Genomic DNA, 20,454 nt, shown 5'->3' with positions numbered 1-20,454 from the left:
GTCAGGGCTTGGTGATCAGTTTGACTGGGGTCTGGATGACGTTGTCGGCGTCGACGTCCGGCTTCTCGCCCTTGAGCATCTTAAGCGCCGCCTGGATGCCGAACACCGCCTGCTCGCTGGCCGCCTGGTCGAGGGTGGCAAGCACACGGCCGTCGGCGAGCATCGGCTTGATGGCATTGATGTTGTCGTAGCCGACCACTTGCACCTGGCCGGCCTTGCCGGCGGCGCGCACGGCCGAGACCGCGCCCAGGGCCATGCTGTCGTTGCCGGCCAGCAGGGCCTTGAGGTCGGGGTATTCGTTGAGCATCGAGGCGGCGACGGCGTTGCCCTTGTCGATCTCCCAGTTGCCGGACTGCACCGAGACGATCTTCATCTGCGCGGCGTCCATGGCGTCCTTGAAGCCGGCGGTACGCTGCTGGGCGTTGGTGGTGGTCGGCACGCCTTCGATGATGCCGACCTGGTCGCCGGCCTTGAGCTTCTGCTCGGCCAGGTAGTCGCCGACCAGGCGCGCGCCCTTGCGGTTGTCAGGCCCTACGAAGGGCACGCTGATGCCTTTGCTTTTCAGCGTGTCGGGGTCGAGGCGGTTGTCGATGTTGATGACGATCACGCCCTGGTCCATGGCCTTCTTCACCGCCGAGACCAGTGCCTTGGAGTCGGCCGGGGCAATCACCAGGGCCTTGGCGCCCGAGTTGACCATCTGCTCGACGATGCGGATCTGCTCGCCGGTGTCGGTTTCGTTCTTGATGCCGTTGGCGACCAGGTCGAATTCGTTGGCGTGGCCTTTCTGGTAGTCCTTGGCGCCGTCTTCCATGGTGCGGAAGAATTCGTTGGCCAGGGATTTCATGACCAGGGCGACCTTGGGCTTGTCTTCGGCGTGGGCGGCCGACAGTGGCAGGGCGAGGGACAGCGAGGAGACGATGGCGAGTGCCAGCAGACGACCGGGGAACGGCAGCTTCATGGGAAATGACTCCGAATCTTGTGTTTTTATCGGATCGCAAACGTTTGCGTTGACTAACTATGGGAACAAGACCTGGTTTTGTCAAATCCGTTTCGCTGGCTAGGGTCATCTTGATTATCCAGAAAAAAACCGAAAAACCGAACACCTTTTCCTATGCTTGTTCGAGGTTCCGAATGGAATGCCCAGTAGGAGCGGCCTTGTGTCGCGAAAGGGGGGCGAAGCGCCCCCGGGTTTTCAGCTTCGCAGCAGTAATCGCCGGGGCCGCTGCGCAGCCCTTTCGCGACACAAGGCCGCTCCTACCACAGACCGGGCAAGGCTGGTACGAAATCTGCCTGGCTGTTGGCGCGATACAGCAACCATCTCATTAGGAAGAGAGAGAACAATAATCATGAATGCTGCACTGAAGACTTTCGCTCCCAGCGCCCTGGCGCTGTTTCTGATCCTGCCCGCCAGCGTCTCTGCCAAGGAAGCCGAAACCCAGCAGAAGCTGGCCAACGTGGTCATCCTCGCCACCGGCGGCACCATTGCCGGCGCCGGCGCCAGCGCCGCCAACAGCGCCACCTACCAGGCCGCCAAGCTCGGCGTCGACAAGCTGATCGCCGGCGTGCCGGAACTGGCCGACCTGGCCAACGTGCGCGGCGAGCAGGTGATGCAGATCGCCTCCGAGAGCATCACCAACGACGACCTGCTCAAGCTCGCCAAGCGCGTCGCCGAACTGGCCGACAGCAACGACGTGGATGGCATCGTCATCACCCACGGCACCGACACCCTGGAAGAAACCGCCTACTTCCTCAACCTGGTGGAGAAGACCGACAAGCCGATCGTGGTGGTCGGCTCGATGCGCCCGGGCACCGCCATGTCCGCCGACGGCATGCTCAACCTGTACAACGCCGTGGCCGTGGCCAGCGACAAGCAGTCGCGCGGCAAGGGCGTGCTGGTGACCATGAACGACGAGATCCAGTCGGGGCGCGATGTGAGCAAGTCGGTGAACATCAAGACCGAAGCCTTCAAGAGCGCCTGGGGCCCGATGGGCATGGTGGTGGAAGGCAAGTCGTACTGGTTCCGCCTGCCGGCCAAGCGCCACACCACCCAGTCGGAGTTCGACATCAAGCAGATCAGCGCCCTGCCCCAGGTGGACATCGCCTACAGCTACGGCAACGTCAGCGATACCGCCTACAAGGCGCTGGCGCAAAGCGGCGCCAAGGCGATCATCCACGCCGGCACCGGCAATGGCTCGGTGTCGTCGCGGGTAGTGCCGGCATTGCAGGAGCTGCACAAGAACGGCGTGCAGATCATTCGCTCCTCGCACGTCAACCAGGGCGGCTTCGTACTGCGTAATGCCGAGCAACCGGACGACAAGTACGACTGGGTCGTGGCGCATGATCTGAACCCGCAAAAGGCCCGGATTCTGGCGATGGTGGCGATGACCAAGACCCAGGATAGCAAGGAACTGCAGCGGATTTTCTGGGAGTACTGACAGGCCATTTCGGCAAGCCGGTGCGCTCCCGTGCGCCGGCTTCTGCAGCCCATCGACTAACCAAACGGTACGTTGCATTCATCTCTGCACACAAGCTAGCATTCCGCTTCTTGAGTCCAGCAGAGCGTGCGGTTTCCGGGTGAACAGCGTTCCAATCAACCATGCTCAGGTCGTGGCCATTCGCTCGACCTGTGGCCAGCTCCTGTCATTGAACGTGCCTGCAAACGAAGTGTTCTGCGGCGATGCCAACCGCGCGTTGAAAGCGACGCCCTGCCGGCTGCTGCAACTGCTGCTGGAAAACGCAGGACAGGTCGTCAGCCGTCAAACCATCTACAAGCGCATCTGGGGTTATGACTTCGACCCCGGCACCAAGATCATTGAAGTTCAGGTGCACTACCTGCGCAGCGTTCTCACCGCGTTGAAGTCGGCATTCGAAATCAGGACCTACCGCGGCAAGGGCATCTGCCTGCAGAGCGCGGCCAGCCGATGAACGTGGGCAACCCAGCATCTTCAGCCTTACGCCAAAGTCGCCGAGCGCCCCGCCCAAAGGCGCTCTGACCAGGCTGCCGCCCCCGGTCAGGCGTTCTCCTCGACAACTACCGAACACGCGGACCAACGAAAGGCGCGCAGCGCTGGATGCCGATGCGCACGGTTTCCTCTGGCGCACGCCGCCACCAGTCCAGCTCCGAGAACAGCTCGAGCTCGAACGGGCCGTCGTAGCCGATCTCGTCGAGCACGCTGCGCAGCCGGGCGAAATCGATCACCCCCTCGCCTACCATGCCGCGGTCCCTGAGGTTGCGAGTTTCGGCCAGCCAGTCGCACAGGTGGAAGGTGCTCAAGCGCTGCTGGCCTGTACGCCGCAGCTGGTCCTCGAAGTCGGGGTCCCACCAGCAGTGGTAGGCATCGGCGACGATGCTGGCGGCATCGCCCAGCCAGTCGCACAGGTCATTGGCATCCTGCATGCGGTTCAACACGCTGCGGCTGCCCGCGTACATCGGGTGCAGCGGTTCCAGGCCCAGTTTCACCCCGACCTCGCGTGCGTACGGCGCCAGCTCGCCCAAGGCATCGCGAACCCGCGCTCGGTGCCCGGCGAGGTCCTTCTCGCCGTCGGGCATGGCACCGACGACCATGACCACGCAAGGGGCGCCGATCCGCGCGGCCTGGTCGAGGATCTTGCGGTTGGCCTCCAGGCCCTTGGCGATACCGCCCGCCGAAGCTGCGTCGTTGAACCAGGCGCTGGTGCACAACGAGGCGACCCACATGCCGGCGTCCTTCAGGTGGCGGGCCGTTTCGGCGACCCCGTAGTCGTCCATGAAGTGCCGCCACACGGCAATGCCGGTCACGCCTTCACGGGCATAGCCATCGATGGCCTGGGGCATCGACCAGGACGGCGTGGTGATCTGGTTGATGGCAAAACGTGATAGATCCAGCTGCTGATTCATTCGAGGCTGTCCTTTTTGCTGTTCAAGTCCGGTGCAGGTGCCGCAGCGCTGGCCTGGTCATCCCTGGTGCGGTGCGTCCCAGAGGTTGAGCCTGGCGCCGATGCCTTTGCCGTTGGCGGTCTGCAGCACTTCGTAGCCCCAGCTGATATCGAACACCGCCATGCCGCAGGCGATGAACATTACCCGGTCGGATGCCTGGCCACGGCCGGCCTTGTTGCCGTTGACGATGTCGCCCAGGCCGGTGGAGTCGCTGAGCGCAGGCAGCTTGCCGGCGTCGATCAGGCGATACAGCGGGCCACCGATCACGCCACTGTAATAACCGTCCTTGTTGCCGGAACCGATGGCATCTTCCACGTAGGCCTCGTGCAGCGGCGTGTGGTCGTAGACGATGCGCGCACTGGTAAGGAACGACTCGTCGGTGTTGACCGGCCCGGACACCAGTACGGTGGCGCCGGCCTTGATCCACTCATCCTTGAAGTACAACGGCTTGAGCCGCGAAGCCGCCACGGTGATGACATCGGCATCGCGAAAACCGGTCTCGGTATCGTCCGTGCCGCGGGCGCTGATGCCATGGGTTTCAGTCACCCAGGCGGCAAACTCGTTGGCCTTTTCCAGGAACAGGTCGAAACACACCACCTCCTCCACGGCCTTGGTCTGGGTGATGATCGCCGAGAAGCAGGCCTTGTTGATCGGCCCGCAGCCGACCACGGCCAGGCGCTTGCTGTCGGGGTTGGCCAGGTGCCTGGCGCCTACCCCCGGCACGGCGCCGGTGCGCGCGGCGCTGAGCAGGTTGGCCGACATCAGCGCCAGGGGTGCGCCGGTGTCCTTGTCGTTGAGCATCATGGTCAGCACCGAGCGCGGCAGGCCTTTTTCCATGTTCGCGTGGTTGGAGCCGTACCATTTGTTGCCGCACACATCGAAGCGACCGCCCAGGTAACCCGGCATGGCCGCGAAGCGGCGGTCAGGGCCGGCCAGCGGCATGTTGGGGAAGCGGCTTTGCTTGGGGAACACGATATTCAGGCCGTGGCTGTTGTGGTTGGCGCCACCCATCAGGTAGTCGCCCTTGCCCAGCAGGCTGAAGGTTTCTTCGCAGACAGCCACGCAACGCTCGGCATCCAGCACGCCGGCCGCGATCATGTCGGCTTCGGACAGGTAGGTGAAATCGATCTTCGGATACATGGTGTGTTCTCGCTAGCCAGGAAGGAGTGATCGGTCAGAAGCGCAACAGCGGCTGGATGTCGTACAGGCGACAGCCTTCGCTGCGCGCACTGGCCCGCATGAGGAAATTGAGCTTTTCGATGCGCTCGCCCGAGCGCGGTGCGCCGTTCTTCTGAAACGGCACCTGCAGGCCGACCGAGAGGTCCATCACCACATCGTCGACCACACCGCCGGAGCGCCCGGACGGCACCGCGATCATTCCGTGCTGGGCGGCGAAGCGGTAAGCGTCCAGCGCTTCGCTGATGGTGCCGACCTGGTTGGGCTTGAGAATGAAACCGTCGACTGCTTGCAGGTCGTAGGCCTTTTGCAGGAAGCCCAGGTTGGTCACCGTGAGGTCGTCACCCAGAATCAAGGTGCGCACCAGTTCGCGCTTGGCGCGTTGGTAACCGTCCCAGTCATTCTCGTCCAGCAGGTCTTCGATGAAGACAAAATCGAACTGTTCGGTCAGCTGGCGGGTGTAGTCGATCAACTCGGCCGCCGTGACCCGTTGCCCCTTCAGCAGGTAGGTGCCGGTTGCCTTGTCATGGAACTCGCTCGATGCGCAATCCAGGGCAAAGGCGATCGCGCCACGGTGCGGGGTGCGCTCGATGGCCTGGCGCATCAGGCGCAACACCACCTCAGGGTCGTCCGAAGGCGCGGCGTAGCCATAGGAACTGGCCACGGCCGGTTTATGCCCCAGGTACTCGGTGAGCACGTCGTTGAGCGCCAGGAACACATCGACGGCCATCTCCACCGCATGGTCGATGCTGGCGGTCTTGTAAGGGACGATCAGGAACTCGTTGAACGACTGGGTGAAGTCGCTGTACTTGCCGCCATTGACCACGTTGAAACAGGGCACCGGCACGGTGCCGATCGCGCCACCGGCGATATGGTTGTACAGCGGAATGCGCTTGGCGTCCGCCGCCGCGCGAAACGCGGCGATCGAGGTGGAGTAGATCGCGTTGCCGCCCAGCACGTGTTTGTCCGCAGTGCCGTCCAGGTTGATCATCACCTGGTCGATCGTGCGCTGGTCGTTGACGTCCAGGCCGATGATGGCCGGGGCGATCACCTTGGCCACTGCATCCACGGCCTTGTGCACACTCAGGCCGCGGTACGACGAGCAGTCGCCATCGCGCAGCACGAAGGCCTCGTGCATGCCGACGGAGGTCCCGGTGGGCGCCGCACCGCGGCCCACGGCGCCACTTTCGGTGCGGATCTCCACTTCCACCGCCGGCCGGCATTTGCAGTCGATGATCTGCTGGGCGGTTACCGAAACGATCTTGTCAGCCATGTCATTCACCCCCCAGGGCAGGCACGTAGACGATGTTGAGGTCGCACAGGTTGGTGCCGGTGTTGCCGGTGAAAATGGCGCCTTTGATGGCCTCGAGCGCCTCGAAGGTGCTGTGCTCGCGCAGGGCCTGGTACAGGTTGATGCCCTGTGCCCGGGCCGCGGCGAGGCTCTGCGAATCGCTGAGGCCGCCGGCGACCTGGGTGGTGCCGTCGGTGCCTTCGCTGTCGATGGACAGCAGGCAGGCACCAGGCGCCTTGGCCGCCGCGATGGCGAAGCCGACGGCCATCTCCTGGCCAGGCCCGCCATGGCCCTTGATCACCGAGCTGTCGAGAATCTGCGTGGTGACTTCGCCTGAGCTCAGCAGCACGCAAGGCGGCTTGATCGGGTTGCCGTAGGCCTGGATTTCCCGCGCCATCGCGGCCATGAAGGTGCCGGCATCACGGCTTTCGCCTTCCAGGAACGACGACACGATCAGGGCCGGAATGCCCATCGCCTCACACGTCTGCTTGGCGTAGATGCACGAGTCCGGCAGGGTGTTGAGCAGGTAGTAGGTGTTGCCTGGGAAGGCCTTGGGCGTCTCCCCTTCCGGCCCCACGGTGTTCAGGTAGTCGACGATGCTGCGAGGCAGCTTGTCGGCCAGGTCGAAATTGACCAGGGTCGCCCTGGCATCTTCCAGCGTCGTGGCATCGGGCCCGATCGGGGTGCTCTTGTAGGCCTGGTACGGCTCACCGATATCGCCGGTGGCGGGCGTGCCGACCGCATCGCTGATGCCGATGCCGATCAGTTCGGCGCCGATGTCCTGAATGCGCTTGGCGAGCATGCCGCCATTGAGCGCGGAGATATGCCGGCGCACTGCGTTGATCTCATAGATGCCAGCCCCCGACTTGAGCATGATGTCGGTGGCGTCGATCTCATCCTGCAGGCTGATGCCGTCGCGTGGGCAGGACATCAGCGCCGAGCTGCCACCGCTGATGACGGCGATGAACAGGTCATCCTTGCTCGCCTGCTCGACGATGCGGATGATCTCCCGCGAGGCGCGGTAGCCCTCCTCGTTGGGCAGCGGATGACCGCCCACGTAGACGTCGGTCTTGCCGAAGCGGTCGCTGGCCTCGTGGATCTTGACGATGGCGATGCCACGGGTGAGCCGATCGCCCAGCACATGGTCGACGGCCATGGCCATGTGGTTGCAGGCCTTGCCGGCGCCGAACAGGTAGATGTTGCGCTTGTGCCGCAAGTCCCAGCTACGCGACCCCACATGCAGCACATCGCCCTCCAGCCGCATGATGCTGCGGATACGCTGGTACCCGTCCAGGCGCGTGAGTGTCTGGTCGGCGATCTCCAGCACGATCTGGCGCGAGCGGCTGTCGCCGACTTGAAGCAATTCCCGGAAATTACGAATCTTGTTCATTTCAATTCCTGAGTCAGGCCGGTTCGACCAAGCGGTGAAGTTCTTTGGGAAACAGCATCTCGCGCACGGCCGAATCGTCGCGGCGCAAATGATTCGCCACGTGTTCGAGGCCGAAGAAGTCGAAGAACAGCGGCGTTTGCAGAATCAACATGTCGAAGCCGGGCTGTACCTGCAGGCCCTGCTCGATGGACGCCTGCAGCAACGGCGTCGGCTGGTTCTTCATGAGGATGTCGCAGACTTGCGTGCCGGGCTGCAGCGCAGCCACGGGCACCGGCAGCGGGTCGTCGCGCTTCAGGCCCAGCGGCGAGGCATTGATCACCAGGTCGAAACCGGCCGGGTCGTTGCTGCCGGTGGCCTCGGCCGCCACCGCGAAATGCTCGCGGATTGCCTCGGTCACCTGGCGGGCCTTGGCGGTATCGGGGTCGTACACCGAAATCTGCGCCGGGCCACCTGCGGCCAGGGAAGTGGCGATGGCCGAGCCGGCGCCGCCGGCACCAATGATCAGCACGCGCTTGCCCTCGTAGGGCATGCGGTAGCGGTCCAGCGACTTGACGAAGCCCAGGCCGTCGAACAGCGCCCCTTCCAAGCTGCCGTCGGCATTACGCCGGATGGCGTTCACCGCATTGGCGGTGGCGGCGATCTTGCTGCGCTTGTCCACCAGCCCGGCGGCGCAGGTCTTGTGCGGGATCGACAGCACCATGCCGGCCGTGGTGTTGGAGCGGAACAGCGCGCGCACGGTATCGACCAGGTGTTCGGGGGCCACCTGCAGCGGCACCATCACCGCATCGACGCCGCACAGCGGCAGGACCTTGTTGAAGATTTCCGGCGTGCGCACCTGTTCGATCGGGTCTGCCACCATGAAAAAGACGCGAGTGTGCCCAGTAGTCATTGAAGACTCCTTGAAAAGTGGTGATGAAGACGCTGGCGCCACCTCAGGCCAGGGCAGCCTGAAGTGCGCGGCTCAACTCAGGGCGCGGGGAAGCCTTCGCCCCAGGTATCGCTGAGCATGAAGCCGCCCGCCAGCGGGTCGTCCGGATCGACGCCATGCTGCTCGATGCTGTAGATCCAGGCGCGGCCCTCCACGCGCGGCAGCACCGCCGGCCTGCCGGCCACCTCGCTGGTGCCGCGCATCTGAACCTTGAACTCGCTGCCGATGATCGAGTGCGAGGTCAGCTGGCTGCCGGTTTCGACGAGGCCTCGGGCGGCCAAGGTGGCGAGGTTGGCCGAACTGCCGGTGCCACAGGGCGAGCGGTCGACCCGGCCTGGCGGCAAGGTGGTGCAGGTCTGGTAGGCGCTGTCGCTGACGCGGTGACGGAACATCACGTAGGCCACCTTGTCGATCTGCGGGTACAGCGGATGCTGCACGCGGCACTGGCGGTTGATCTGGTCGCGAAGGGCCACGCCCAGGTCGGCCAGCTGACGGGCGTGGCGCGGCTCGATGGTCAGGCCGGTCTGCTCGACATCCACCAGCGCGTAGAACACCCCGCCGAAGGCCAGGTCGGCCCGGATCACGCCGTGTTCGGCGGTCTCGACCTCGACATCCAGTTGCTCGACGAAGGCCGGCACCATGTCCAGCGACACACTCAGGCAGCGCCCGTCCTTGCAGGTGGCCCGCGCGGTCACCAGCCCGGCCGGGGTATCGAGGACCACGGTCGTTTCCGGCTCCTGCATCGGCACCATGCCCATCTCCAGCAGCGTGGTCACCACGCAGATCGAATTGCTGCCCGACATCGGGTGGGCCTTGTCGGCCTGCAGCACGATGAAGCCGGCATGGGCGTCCGGGTGGGTCGGCGCCAGCAGCAGGTTGACCGACATCTGCAGGCAACCACGGGGTTCGAGCACCACCAGCTTGCGCAGGCTGTCGTCGACCTCGTTGATGTAGTTCATCTTGTCGAGCAGGGTCTTGCCGGGGATATCCAGCACACCACCGGTGATGACCTTGCCGATCTCGCCTTCGCAATGCACCCCGACGACCTGAAGCGATTTTTTCCAACGCATGGTGTTCTACCTCTGAAGGTTTTCGCTGAAGCGTTTGTGCTCGGGGTTGCCTTGGGACGGGTCGCCGCCAAAGCGGTAGGCACTGAACGGGCTGAGGTCCACTGCCGCGCTGCGGCCGGCGACCAGGTCCGCGATCAGGCGGCCAGTGGTCGCGCCCAGGGTCAACCCCAGCTGGCCGTGGCCGACCGCCATGAACACGTTCGGCAGGCGCCGGCAGCGGTCGATGATCGGCTTGGTGTCGGGCAGCAGCGGCCGGTAGCCGACACCGAACTCGACGTTGTCGGTGTGCAGCTGCGGCAGCAGGCGCCGGGCCTTGTCGAGGATGATCTGCGCACGCCTGAAGTTCGGCTTGGGGCTGTTGCCGGCGAACTCGATGGTGCCGCCGATCTGCAAGCCGCGGCTCATGGGGGTGAAGCAGAAGCCACCGTCGCCGTAGATCACCGAATGGTTGAACGACACGCCTGCGTCACGCACCAGCGCCTGGTAGCCGGCCACCGGCTGCAGCGGCACGCTTACCCCCAGTTGCGCGAAGAACGCCCTGGCCCCTGCCCCCGCCGCGACCACCAGGTGCTCGGCGGGGAGGCGTTCGCCGCTGTCCAGGGTCACCCCGCTGGCGCGCCCGCCCGCCTCGTCCAGGCGCGCCACCTTGCCCCGCACCCGGCGCCCGCCCTGGGCGACGAAACGCTCGGTGAGCGCCACCATGAAGCCTTCGGTGTCACTGACGAAGCGCCACTGGGGCAACAGGATGCCGTGCTCGAACTTGCCCGCCAGCACCGGCTCCAGGTCGCCGATCTCGGCGCCGCCCAGCACCTGGCTGTTGAAGCCCAGCGCGCGGCGGATCTCGTTGTGGCCGCGCTCATGTTCCACGCCGGCCTTGCTGTCGAACACCTGCAGCACCGGGCGTTGAATGATCAAGTTCTGATCGTCCAGGCCATCGAGCAGACGGCCGTAGTCGGCCAGCACATGATGGGTCAGCGAGGCCATGGCCGTGGCGATCTCCACGATCCGCTCATGCCGGGCATTGCCGACAAAGCGCAGGAACCAGGGCAGCAGCCCAGGCAACGCGGCCGGGCGCAGGGCCAGCGGCCCGCTCTGGTCGAGCAGCCAGCCCGGGATCTTGCGCAGGATGCCCGGCTTGGACAGCGCAATGATCTCGCCCAGGGAGATCTGCCCGCAGCTCCATTTGGCGGTGCTGTCACCCGGTGCGGCCGGGTCCACCAGCGTCACCCGGTGGCCATCGCGCTGCAGCGACAACGCGCAGCAGATGCCGACGATGCCGCCACCCACCACCACGGCTGCGCCTGTTCCGACGTCTTGCGAAGGTAATCCAGTATTCAACTCAAGCACTCCCATGCAGCGAAAGAGGTCGGTCAACGACATGATCAGTAGGCGTAACGGCGCAACAGGCGCTGCTCGACCAGCCCGACCAGGCGCGTCAGCGGGAAAGCGATGGCGAAGTAGATCAGCCCGGTGACCGTGAGGAACTCGATCGGCCGCGCCGTGCTGTTGGAGATGTTCTGGCCGACGAACATCAGGTCGGCCACGCCCACCGAGGAGATCAATGCACTCTCCTTGAACAGGCTGACCACGTTCGACAGCAGCGGCGGTACGGCGCGCAGCAAGGTCTGCGGGAAGATCACGTACAGCGTCTTCACCGAGCGGTTCAGGCCCAACGCCACGCAGGCATCGTGCTGCTCGCTGGCAATCGACTTCAGCGCGCCGCGGAACGTCTCGCAGGTGATCGCCGCCATGAACAGGGTCAGCGCGAGGGCCACCGAGGCGTAGGCCGGGATCGCCAGGCGGAACACCACCGGCAGGCAGAAGAAGATCCAGAACAGCTGGATCAGCAGCGGCGTTCCGCGGAAGAACTCGACGTACAGGGTCACCGGCCAGCTGACCCAGCGCGAAGGGGACAGTTTCAGCAGGCTGAGGATGAAGCCGATCAGGCTGCCCAGCAGCGCACAGCCGAAGGTGAAGGCCACCGTCAGGGCCAGGCCTTCGAGCAGCACGTTCCAGAACGGCAGTACCGCGGAAAAATTCAGGTCCATGGTTTCCCCTCCCTCAGCGCTGCATCGCGGCGTCCTGGCGACGCTCGATCAGGTGGGCCAGTTTCGAGATCGGCAGCGACAGCGCGAAGTACACCAGCGCCACCACCGAGTAGGTTTCCAGCGGGCGATAGGCATCGGTCGCCAGGCCCTTGGCCACGTACATCAAGTCGGAAATGGCGACGATCGCCACCAGCGCGCTCTGTTGCAGCGAACCGATGCCGTTGGTCAGCAGCACCGGCAGGGCCGAGCGCAGCGCCTGCGGCAGCACCACGTAGAAGGTCCGGTGGAACGGCCTGAGGCCCAGCGCCGTGCAGGCATCCAGGTGCTCGCGCGGCACCGCCTGCACCCCGGCCCGATAGGCCTCGGCGTTGAACGCGGTGAGGTTCAGGCCCAGGGCCAGGATGCCCATGAGCAGCGGGTCGATGAACACGTCGACCATCATCGGGATGCAGTAGAAGAACCAGACGATCTGCAGCAACGCCGGGGTGCAGCGGAAGAACTCGATGAACAGCTGCGCCGGCCAGCGCAGGATGGCCCAACGGCTCATCACCAGCAGGCACAGGAGAAAGCCCAGCACCAGGCCCATCAGGTTGGCGGCCAGGGCGAGCTGCAGGGTCACCTTCAACCCTTCGAACAACACCCCGATGCTGTGCTGCAGGAACGCGAAATCGAATTGGTAGTGCATGGCCTGTCTCACTCCAGGTGAAGGACTTTCTCCAGGAATTCCCGGGTCCGCGGCTGCTTCGGCGACTTGAACAGCTGCGCCGGCGGCCCCTGTTCGACCACCTTGCCGTTGGCGCAGAACACCACGCGGGTGGCGATGTCGCGGGCAAAGTGCATGTCGTGGGTGACGATGATCATCGCCATCTTCTGTTCGGCCAGCTGCAGCATCACGTTCTGCACTTCGATGACCATTTCCGGGTCCAGCGCCGAGGTCACCTCGTCGAACAGCATCAGCTTGGGTTCGAGCATCAACGCCCGGGCAATCGCCACCCGCTGCTTCTGGCCACCGGACAGCTGGCAGGGGTAAGCATTGAGCTTGCTTTCCAGACCCAGGCGCGCCAGGTACTTGCGGGCACGCTCGGTGGCTTCGGCCTTGGACAGCCCGGCGATCTTCACCGGCGCCAGGATCAGGTTGCTGAGCACCGACAGGTGGGGGAACAGCGTGTAGTGCTGGAAGACCATGCCGATCTGCTTCTGCAGCTGGCTGTCGATACGCGCGCGGCCCTTGCCGGCGCCGCTGATGTAGGGCTGGCCCTGGAAGCTGATCTGCCCGCGCTGGATGTCATCCAGGCCCATCATCACCCGCAGCAAGGTGCTTTTGCCGCTGCCGCTGGGGCCGATGATCACCAGGCGGTCATCGGCGCGCATGTCCAGGTTCAGGCCATCCATGACCACCAGGCTTTCGCCATACGCTTTGTACACATCGCGCAGCTGCACGAAGTCGCCAGTGGCCGGCAGCGGGGTCACCCCCTGGGCGGTAGGAGCAGAGGTCGTCACAGCTTTGATTTCCGTTGAGAACATGGGAATTTCCTCGCGGCGCAGCGTCTTGTTGTTGTTCTTCGAAGGCCCCTGTGCAGCACAGGGGCCGCCCCTCACTGCGCTTGCCCGGCAGCGCTGGCCAGTTCGAAGATCGCCTCCACTTCCACGGCGACGTTGCGCGGCAGCGAGCTGCAGCCGACCGCCGCACGGGCATGCCGGCCGGCTTCGCCGAGCACGCCGATGATCAAATCCGAGGCGCCGTTGAGCACCTTGGGATGGTCGGCGAAGCCGGGGACCGCGTTGACGAAACCGCCGAGCCGCACGCAACCGGCCACCTTGGCAAAGTCGCCCGCCACGAAGCGGTCCACCTGCACCAGGATGTTCAGCGCGCACAGCGCTGCGGCCGCCTGGCCTTGCTCCAGCGAGAGGTCGCCGCCCAGTTGCCCGACATAGCGGTCGACGCCAGCGGCAACCGGCACTTGCCCCGAGACGTACAGCAGGTTGCCGACCTGGCGGGTCGCGGCGAAGTTGGCGCCGGGCTTGGGCGCACCGGGGTACTCATGCCCCAGCGCGGCCAGTCGTTGCTTCAGTGTCTGTGTCATTTGCCCACCCTTGCTTGCGCGGTGTGTTGGCGTTGAATGGGCGCGGCAGCGGCCTGCCACGCCCGGTCCGAGAGGCTGTCAGCGTGCCTGGGAATGCGCCCGGTCCAGCTTGCCGTTGGCGAACACCACGCCGTGATGGCGCTCGGCATAGGCCTGGGTGATCTTGCCGTTGGCCAGGTCCTGCTCGATCAGCTCGAAGCGGCGCTTGAGCGGGTCGCCATAGCCGCCACCACCGGCCTGCTCGTGGCGGATGATCGCGTCACGGCCCAGGTTCATGGTGAACTTGCTCGGCAGCGGCTGCAGTTCGTTGTTGACCCGCAGGTAGTTGGCCGAACAGGCGCCGGGCTTGCCGCCGAACAAGCCGTAGGGGGCATGCACGGCGCGGTCGGAGCGGATCTGCGCAACGACTTCCTCGGAGAGGATGCGGTACTCGCGGACCAGGCCCAGGCCACCGCGGTACTCGCCGGCGCCGCCGGAGTCGGTGGCGAAGCCGTAGGCTTCCATGACGATCGGGTAGCGCGCCTCGAGGGTTTCGATCGGCATGTTCGACATGTTCTGCGACGGGTTGGTGACCCCTTCGATGCCGTCCTTGTTGTGCCGGCCGCCCCAGGCGCCGTTGATCATGTCGACCAGGATGTACGGCTCGATGGAATTCTCGACGTAGCCACTGAGGGCGATCACGGTGTTGCCGCCCTCGCCTGCCGCCATCACCTTCTTCGGCGCGATCTGCGCCACCGCGCCCAGTACGCAGTCCACCACCCGGTAGCCGGTCAGGGCCCGGGCGGCCACCGGGGCCGGCATGTCCGGGTTGAGGATCGAGCCTTGCGGCGCGGTGATGTCGATGCAGCGGTAGACCCCGGCATTGTTCGGCACATCGGCATCCAGCGCGCAACGGATGCTCAGGTAGGTGGCCGACTTGACGAACGACAGGGTCGAGTTGATCGCGCCGCGCACCTGTTTCGATGAGCCGGCGAAGTCCACCGACAGGCGATCGCCCTTGACCGTGACGGCGCACTGGATCGGGATCGGCGTTTCGCTGAAACCGTCGTTGTCGATGTGGTCGAGGAACGCGTAGGTACCGTCCGGCCAGGCTTCGATGGCCTTGCGGGTCAGGCGCTCGCCGTAGTCGAGCAGTTCGTCGAAGTAGTCGCGCAGGCCCTGTTCGCCGTAGCGGTCGAACAGCCGCACCAGTTCACGCTCGCCGATGTTGCAGGTGGCCAGCTGCGCGCCCAGGTCGCCCAGCACCAGGTCGGGCAGGCGCACGTTCTTCTTGATGATTTCGAACAGCGTCTCGTTCTCTACACCGGCCGTGTACAGCTTGGTCGGCGGAATACGCAGGCCTTCCTGGTAGATCTCGGTGGAGTCGGCGGCGTTGGAGCCCGGCACCCGGCCACCGACGTCGCAGTGGTGGGCGATCACCACCGAGAAGCCCTGCAGGCGATCCTTGAAGAAGATCGGCTTGAACATGAAGATGTCCGGCAGGTGCATGCCGCCTTCATAGGGGTCGTTGAGGATGATCACATCGCCCGGCGCGACATTGTCGGCGTACTTGGCAATGATCACATCGATTGCGTCAGGCACCGCGCCCAGGTGCAGGGCCACGGTCTTGGCCTGGGCCAGGATGCGCCCGGCGGCGTCGCACATGGTCACCGAGTAGTCGAGCACGTCGCGGATGATCGGCGAGCGCGCGGTGCGCATCACCGCGAAGGCCATATCGTCGACGATGGTGTCCAGCGCATTCTTGACGACGGCAAACGTGATGGGGTCAACGTTACGTTGTGTCATGGCTATTCCTCAGAGATCAGGCCAGGGTGGCGATTACGCTGCCGATCGAGTCGACGGTGGCGCGCCAGCGAGGGGGAATGACGATGGTGGTGTCGGTGCTTTCGAGGATCACCGGGCCGACGACCTCGCCGGTCAACGCCGCACGCGGCAGGATGGGGGTATCGACCCAGCCGCTCTGGCGATCGAAGTACACCTTGCGGGTGCTCGCTTCGGCGGCCTGGACCGTGCCCTTGCGGGTGCGCAGGTCATTGAAGTCGAGGGTCTTGGTCGCGACGCCACGTGCCAGCAGGCGCAGGCTGGCGCACTCGATGGAGTCCTTGGAGGCATAGCCGTACATCGCGGTGTAGGCGGCCAGGAAGTCGCTGCGCAGTTGCGCGCGGGCCGACTCGTCGAGCTTGGCCGGCACGCGCACCGGCAGTTCGTAGTCCTGGCCACGGAAACGCATGTCGAGGTCGAAGACGTACTCGATGCGGTCGGCGCTGTAGCCTTCGGCGGCCAGGGCCTCCTGGGCCTGGGCGCGCATCTTGGCGACTTGCTGCTCCAGCACGGCCAGGTCCAGGTTGTCGAGCTGCTGCAGCGACGGGTGCACGAAGTAACGCTCCACCGCACCGGCCAGCATGCCCATGGCGGTGAACACGCCCGGCGCGGCCGGGAACACCACGCGCTTCATGTCCAGGGCGCGGGCCAGGTCGCAGGCATGCACCGGGCCAGAGCCGCCGAAAGCGGTCAGGGTGAAGTCACGCGGGTCGACGCCGCGCTCGACGGTCACCGCCTTGATGGTGCGCGCCATGTTGACGTTGACCACCTCGCGGATGCCCACTGCGGCCTCCTCGACGCTGATGCCCAGCGGGCCGGCCAGCAAGGTCTCGACCGCATCGCGGGCCGCACCGATGTTGAGTTGCATGGTACCGCTGGCCAGGCTCTGCGGCAGGAAGCCGAGAATTGCGTTGGCGTCGGTCACGGTAGGTTTTTCGCCGCCGATGCCGTAGCACACCGGGCCTGGGAAGGCACCTGCAGACACCGGGCCGACGTTGAGCAGGCCACCGGCATCGAGCCAGGCGATGGAGCCTGCGCCACTGCCGACCTCCGCCACGTCGATGGTCGGTACGCGCATCATGTAGCCGCCGGCCTTGATGAAGCGGCTCGGCGTGGAGATGCCAGCGCGGAACTCGTACTCATTGGTGCGGGCCAGTTCGCCGTTGTGGATCAGCGAGGCCGAAGCGGTGGTGCCGCCCATGTCGAACACCACCAGGTCCTTGTCGTTGCGGGCCTGGCCGAGGCGGCCGGCGCCGACCACACCGGCCGAACGGCCGGAGGAGATGAAGAACACCGGGGTGTCCTGGGCGATGCTGGCGCTGGACAGGCCGCCGTTGGAGTTGCTCACCAGCAGCGGCGCCTTCACGCCGATGCGCTTGAGGCCCGACTCCAGGCGTTGCAGGTAGGTGCGCAGGGCCGGCAGCACGTAGGCGTTGACCACGGTGGTGGAGGTGCGCTCGTACTCGCGCATTTCAGGCAGCACGGAGATCGACGCGGTGACGCTGATGTCCGGAAAGTGTTGCTGGAACGCTTCCAGGGCTGCGGCTTCGTTGGCCTTGTTCTTGTACGCGTTGATGAAGCAGATGGCGACCGACTCGACCCCTTCGCGCTGGAAGAAGCGGCCGGCCTGCAGCACTTCATCGAGCGGGGTGGCACGCAGCACTTCGCCGCTGGCCAGCACACGCTCGTCGATCTCGTAGCGGTAGCGGCGCTCGACCAGCGGCACCGGCTTGTCCCAGGACAGGTCGAACATGGTGGGGGTACGGACCCGGCCGATCTCAAGCACGTCGCGGAACCCCTTGGTGGTGATCAGGCCGCACTTCGCGCCGACCTTCTGCAACATGGTGTTGGAGCCGACGGTGGTGCCATGCAGCACCTCGGTGACGTCGCTGGTGGCAAGCCCGGCTTGCTCCAGGATGCGTGCAACACCGGTCAGCACGGCCTCCTCGGGTGCAGCGGGGGTGGACGAAACCTTGGTGAAGGTGACCTGACCTTCGTCATCGAGCAGAACCAGGTCGGTGAACGTGCCACCGATATCAACGCCAATGCGTGCGCTTGCCATATTCAGTCCATCCGTTCAGTGAGTGCGCGGTATGTCGTATCGCGAAATCTCGACAGGCAGAGGGGTTCGGCTGAATCCGAACTAGCGGGCCGTTCTTGCCTGCCGCGTGCCATTTCGTCTGCGTATATTTTGTCGACCTAATGCCGACAAGTGTCAACCGTGCTTGTCGCAAAAACGTATGAACTAAAAGTTAGCTGATTGATTTTTATGGATTAATAATTTTCAAAAAATCAAAAACGACACATTGATCGGGGCGGTTATTGACAGGAAAACAGATCAGGAACAGCATGATGTCGACATTTAGTCGACTTCAAGAACGCTGAAAATCAGCCACGTAACCGATCAGAAACGAGGGTCTTCAGATGCCGATAGTGAGAGTGGAACTGCTCAGTGGCAGGTCGCAGGAGCAGAAGAACGAGCTGGCAGCAGCGCTGACACGGGAGACGTCGAGAATCGCGCGATGCCCGGAAGAACACATCCAGGTGATCATCAGCGAGTATGACCGCTCGGATTGGGCGGTCGGGGGGGTCATGAACTCGGTGGTGAAGCCGGCTGATTGAGGGATGGCACCGGCGTTGCCCCGCGGACACCGGCCGTGTAGGAGCGGCCTTGTGTCGCGAAAGGGCCGCGCAGCGGCCCCGGCAATCTCTGCATGAGTGCTGAAATCCTGGGGCTGCTGCGCAGCCCTTTCGCGACACAAGGCCGCTCCTACACGGCCCGTGATTGCGGGGCTTAGGCCTGCGGGTAGTTGAGCGGCATGCTGGCGGTGATGTTGCGGTCGAGGAACTGCATGAACCTGCCCTTGAACTGGGCCGCATGCTGGTGCGCCAGCTCTTCGGCCAGGTCGGCATCCTTTGCCGCGATGGCATCGACGATTGCCGCGTGATCCCGGCCGATCTCCTCGGCCGTCATGTGCTCGTCGAGGGTCTGGAACTCGAAGTGCAGGTGCAGCATGCGCCTGCCCTCCTCCAGCAGACGCCGGTACAGGTCGGCGAAGTACACATTGTGCCCGCCCCTGGCGATGGCCATGTGGAAGTCGTAGTTCTTCTCGATCATCGCCTGGCTGGTGCCGGTCTTGACGCAGTTGGCAATCGCCTTTTCATAGGCCTTCTGCGCGGTGCGGATGTCGGCCAGCTCCAGGGGCGAGCGGTGCAGGGCCGCCAGCCGGGTGGTCACCCGCTGCAGCAGGTCGAGGGCATCGAGAAATTCGGGAATGCGGCGAAAATCCATCTGCGAGACGATGGTGCTGCGGTTCGGCAGGATCGACACCAGGCCGTCGCCTGACAGGCGCACCAACGCCTCGCGGATCGGCGAGCGCGACAGGTCGAAGCGTTCGGACAGGCCTATTTCATCCAGCGGCGTGCCCGGGGCGAGCTTCATGGTGAGGATTTCATCGCGCAGCACGGCGTAGACGCGCGAGGCGCCGGTTGCTTTCTGAGCTTGCGGTTCGGTTACTTTGGCCATGATCCGGGTTCCTAGAGGGCAGGCAACACGTGTCGGCCTGACTGCAAAGACGCACTATACCGCACCGCCCTGGTGTCGACAAAGTGCCGACACCATGGCGTACAGGCTGCCAGACAGGTTACAACCCCTCTCCCCGCGACTCCAGCCCCTGCGCTACGGCTGGAAGTCGTCGAGGCTGAAGCCGGTGGCGTACGGGTCGGAATCGTCCACGTAATGCTCGCTGCGGCCGGTGACCCAGGCACGCCCCTCGATACTCGGGAACACCGCCGGCAAGCCTGAGCCCAAGGCGGTTTCGGCCTCGACGCGGCCAATGAAGCTGCTGCCGATGATGCTTTCATGGCGATACGGCTGCCCCACTTCGAGCAGGCCGCGGGCATGGCGCTGGGCGACCCTGGCCGACGTGCCGGTACCGCAGGGCGAACGGTCGATGATCTGGTCACCGGCAATCACCACACCGCGGCCATGGGCGCCTTCGGCCTGCGCAGCCCCGGTCCACATGCAGTGCTTGACGCCACGGATCAGCGGGAAGTCGGGATGCACCACTTCCACTGCCAGGTTGACCTGGTCGCGCACTTGCCGCCCCATCTCCAGCAGTTGCCCCGGGCTGAAGTGCTCGGCACCGGGGAAGTTCGGCTGGACCTCGACAATCGGGTAGAAGTTGCCGCCGTAGGCGACGTCCAGGCTCAGCTCGCCGAGCGCGGGAATGCTCACCTTCAGGTCCTTGTGCAACAGGAACGAGGCGACATTGGTGAAGCGCACGCCGGTCACCCGCTCGCCGTCGAATTCATAGCGGGCGGTCACCTGCCCGGCCGGGACATCGATCACCACCACGCCCGGCGTCCTGGGCTCGACCAGCCCGGCCTCGATGGCGAAGGTCACCGACCCCACGGTGGCATGGCCGCACATCGGCAGGCAGCCCGAGGTTTCGATGAACAGCAGGCTGAAGTCGGCGTTTGCCGACAACGGCGGATAGAACAGCGTGCCCGACATGTTCGGGTGGCCCTTGGGTTCGAGCATCAGGGCGCGGCGCAGCCAGTCGTAGTGCTCGACGAAGTACAGCCGCCGCGCATTCATGTCGGCGCCTTGCAGCGCGGGTGCGCCGCTGATCACCATGCGCACCGGCATGCCGCCGGTGTGGCCTTCGATGCAGGTGTAGAGGGAACGAGCCATGGGCTTCCTCGGTTCAGTGGGTGACAGGAAGGAC

The 20,454-nt window shown here is 64.8% G+C and carries 19 protein-coding genes; 3 read left to right on the top strand and 16 right to left on the bottom strand.

The window, feature by feature from the left end; all coding sequences use genetic code 11:
• Position 1 precedes the first annotated feature (1 nt).
• Positions 2-958 carry a sugar ABC transporter substrate-binding protein gene (locus ACIP21_RS04055; protein WP_400684220.1) on the bottom strand — a complete coding sequence of 319 codons (957 nt, stop codon included), beginning with the start codon at positions 956-958 and terminating at the stop codon, positions 2-4.
• A gap of 388 nt (positions 959-1,346) precedes the next feature.
• On the opposite strand from ACIP21_RS04055, the gene ACIP21_RS04050 reads away from it, so the two are divergent.
• Entirely contained in the window at positions 1,347-2,435 is a 1,089-nt protein-coding gene (locus tag ACIP21_RS04050; protein ID WP_400684218.1) for an asparaginase, read from the top strand.
• Positions 2,436-2,607: 172 nt separating this feature from the next.
• Positions 2,608-2,925 carry a winged helix-turn-helix domain-containing protein gene (locus ACIP21_RS04045; RefSeq protein ID WP_400684217.1) on the top strand — a complete coding sequence of 106 codons (318 nt, stop codon included), beginning with the start codon at positions 2,608-2,610 and terminating at the stop codon, positions 2,923-2,925.
• A 106-nt stretch (positions 2,926-3,031) separates the two neighbouring features.
• Here ACIP21_RS04045 and ACIP21_RS04040 read toward each other — a convergent pair whose 3' ends face one another.
• The 13 genes from ACIP21_RS04040 to ACIP21_RS03980 all read right to left on the bottom strand — a co-directional run bounded on the left by ACIP21_RS04040 (position 3,032) and on the right by ACIP21_RS03980 (position 17,786).
• Positions 3,032-3,877 (bottom strand): sugar phosphate isomerase/epimerase family protein, encoded by an 846-nt coding sequence (locus ACIP21_RS04040; RefSeq protein WP_400684216.1) that lies wholly within the window; start codon positions 3,875-3,877, stop codon positions 3,032-3,034.
• Between the two features lie 57 nt (positions 3,878-3,934).
• On the bottom strand, positions 3,935-5,056 hold the full coding sequence (locus tag ACIP21_RS04035; protein ID WP_400684215.1) for a tyramine oxidase subunit B: 1,122 nt from the start codon (positions 5,054-5,056) through the stop codon (positions 3,935-3,937).
• 34 nt (positions 5,057-5,090) lie between these two features.
• Entirely contained in the window at positions 5,091-6,365 is a 1,275-nt protein-coding gene (locus tag ACIP21_RS04030) for a phosphopyruvate hydratase (protein ID WP_400684213.1), read from the bottom strand.
• Position 6,366: 1 nt separating this feature from the next.
• Entirely contained in the window at positions 6,367-7,773 is a 1,407-nt protein-coding gene (locus ACIP21_RS04025; RefSeq protein WP_400684211.1) for a glycerate kinase, read from the bottom strand.
• A gap of 13 nt (positions 7,774-7,786) precedes the next feature.
• The gene (locus tag ACIP21_RS04020; RefSeq protein WP_400684209.1) at positions 7,787-8,662 is read right to left on the bottom strand and encodes a shikimate dehydrogenase family protein; all 876 of its coding nucleotides are present in this window, start codon (positions 8,660-8,662) and stop codon (positions 7,787-7,789) included.
• Between the two features lie 77 nt (positions 8,663-8,739).
• Positions 8,740-9,771, bottom strand: coding sequence for a proline racemase family protein (locus ACIP21_RS04015; RefSeq protein WP_400684207.1), 1,032 nt, complete (start codon positions 9,769-9,771; stop codon positions 8,740-8,742).
• Positions 9,772-9,777: 6 nt separating this feature from the next.
• Positions 9,778-11,109 carry an NAD(P)/FAD-dependent oxidoreductase gene (locus ACIP21_RS04010; RefSeq protein ID WP_400684205.1) on the bottom strand — a complete coding sequence of 444 codons (1,332 nt, stop codon included), beginning with the start codon at positions 11,107-11,109 and terminating at the stop codon, positions 9,778-9,780.
• 44 nt (positions 11,110-11,153) lie between these two features.
• Positions 11,154-11,819: an amino acid ABC transporter permease gene (locus ACIP21_RS04005; protein ID WP_400684203.1), complete on the bottom strand. Its 666-nt coding sequence runs from the start codon at positions 11,817-11,819 to the stop codon at positions 11,154-11,156.
• 13 nt (positions 11,820-11,832) lie between these two features.
• Positions 11,833-12,504, bottom strand: coding sequence for an amino acid ABC transporter permease (locus tag ACIP21_RS04000; RefSeq protein WP_400684200.1), 672 nt, complete (start codon positions 12,502-12,504; stop codon positions 11,833-11,835).
• A gap of 8 nt (positions 12,505-12,512) precedes the next feature.
• Positions 12,513-13,343 (bottom strand): amino acid ABC transporter ATP-binding protein, encoded by an 831-nt coding sequence (locus tag ACIP21_RS03995; RefSeq protein WP_400684197.1) that lies wholly within the window; start codon positions 13,341-13,343, stop codon positions 12,513-12,515.
• A gap of 71 nt (positions 13,344-13,414) precedes the next feature.
• Positions 13,415-13,903 (bottom strand): RidA family protein, encoded by a 489-nt coding sequence (locus ACIP21_RS03990; protein WP_400684195.1) that lies wholly within the window; start codon positions 13,901-13,903, stop codon positions 13,415-13,417.
• Between the two features lie 78 nt (positions 13,904-13,981).
• Positions 13,982-15,688, bottom strand: coding sequence for a hydantoinase B/oxoprolinase family protein (locus tag ACIP21_RS03985; RefSeq protein ID WP_400684193.1), 1,707 nt, complete (start codon positions 15,686-15,688; stop codon positions 13,982-13,984).
• 16 nt (positions 15,689-15,704) lie between these two features.
• Complete coding sequence (locus tag ACIP21_RS03980) at positions 15,705-17,786, bottom strand: hydantoinase/oxoprolinase family protein (RefSeq protein WP_400684190.1); 2,082 nt, start codon at positions 17,784-17,786, stop codon at positions 15,705-15,707.
• Positions 17,787-18,148: 362 nt separating this feature from the next.
• On the opposite strand from ACIP21_RS03980, the gene ACIP21_RS03975 reads away from it, so the two are divergent.
• Positions 18,149-18,346 (top strand): 2-hydroxymuconate tautomerase, encoded by a 198-nt coding sequence (locus ACIP21_RS03975; RefSeq protein WP_400684188.1) that lies wholly within the window; start codon positions 18,149-18,151, stop codon positions 18,344-18,346.
• Between the two features lie 172 nt (positions 18,347-18,518).
• On the opposite strand, the gene ACIP21_RS03970 is transcribed toward ACIP21_RS03975, so the two are convergent.
• Together ACIP21_RS03970 and ACIP21_RS03965 are read right to left on the bottom strand one after the other, a co-directional pair.
• A complete protein-coding gene (locus tag ACIP21_RS03970) occupies positions 18,519-19,250 on the bottom strand; it encodes a GntR family transcriptional regulator (protein WP_400684185.1) in 732 nt (243 codons plus the stop codon).
• Between the two features lie 153 nt (positions 19,251-19,403).
• Positions 19,404-20,420 (bottom strand): 4-hydroxyproline epimerase, encoded by a 1,017-nt coding sequence (locus tag ACIP21_RS03965; RefSeq protein ID WP_400684182.1) that lies wholly within the window; start codon positions 20,418-20,420, stop codon positions 19,404-19,406.
• Between the last annotated feature and the right edge of the window lie 34 nt (positions 20,421-20,454).

Source organism: Pseudomonas sp. NPDC089401 (assembly GCF_044749485.1).
GTDB lineage: Bacteria > Pseudomonadota > Gammaproteobacteria > Pseudomonadales > Pseudomonadaceae > Aquipseudomonas.
The sequence above is the reverse complement of the archived record's forward strand: the minus strand, read 5'-3'. Positions and strand labels throughout refer to the sequence as shown.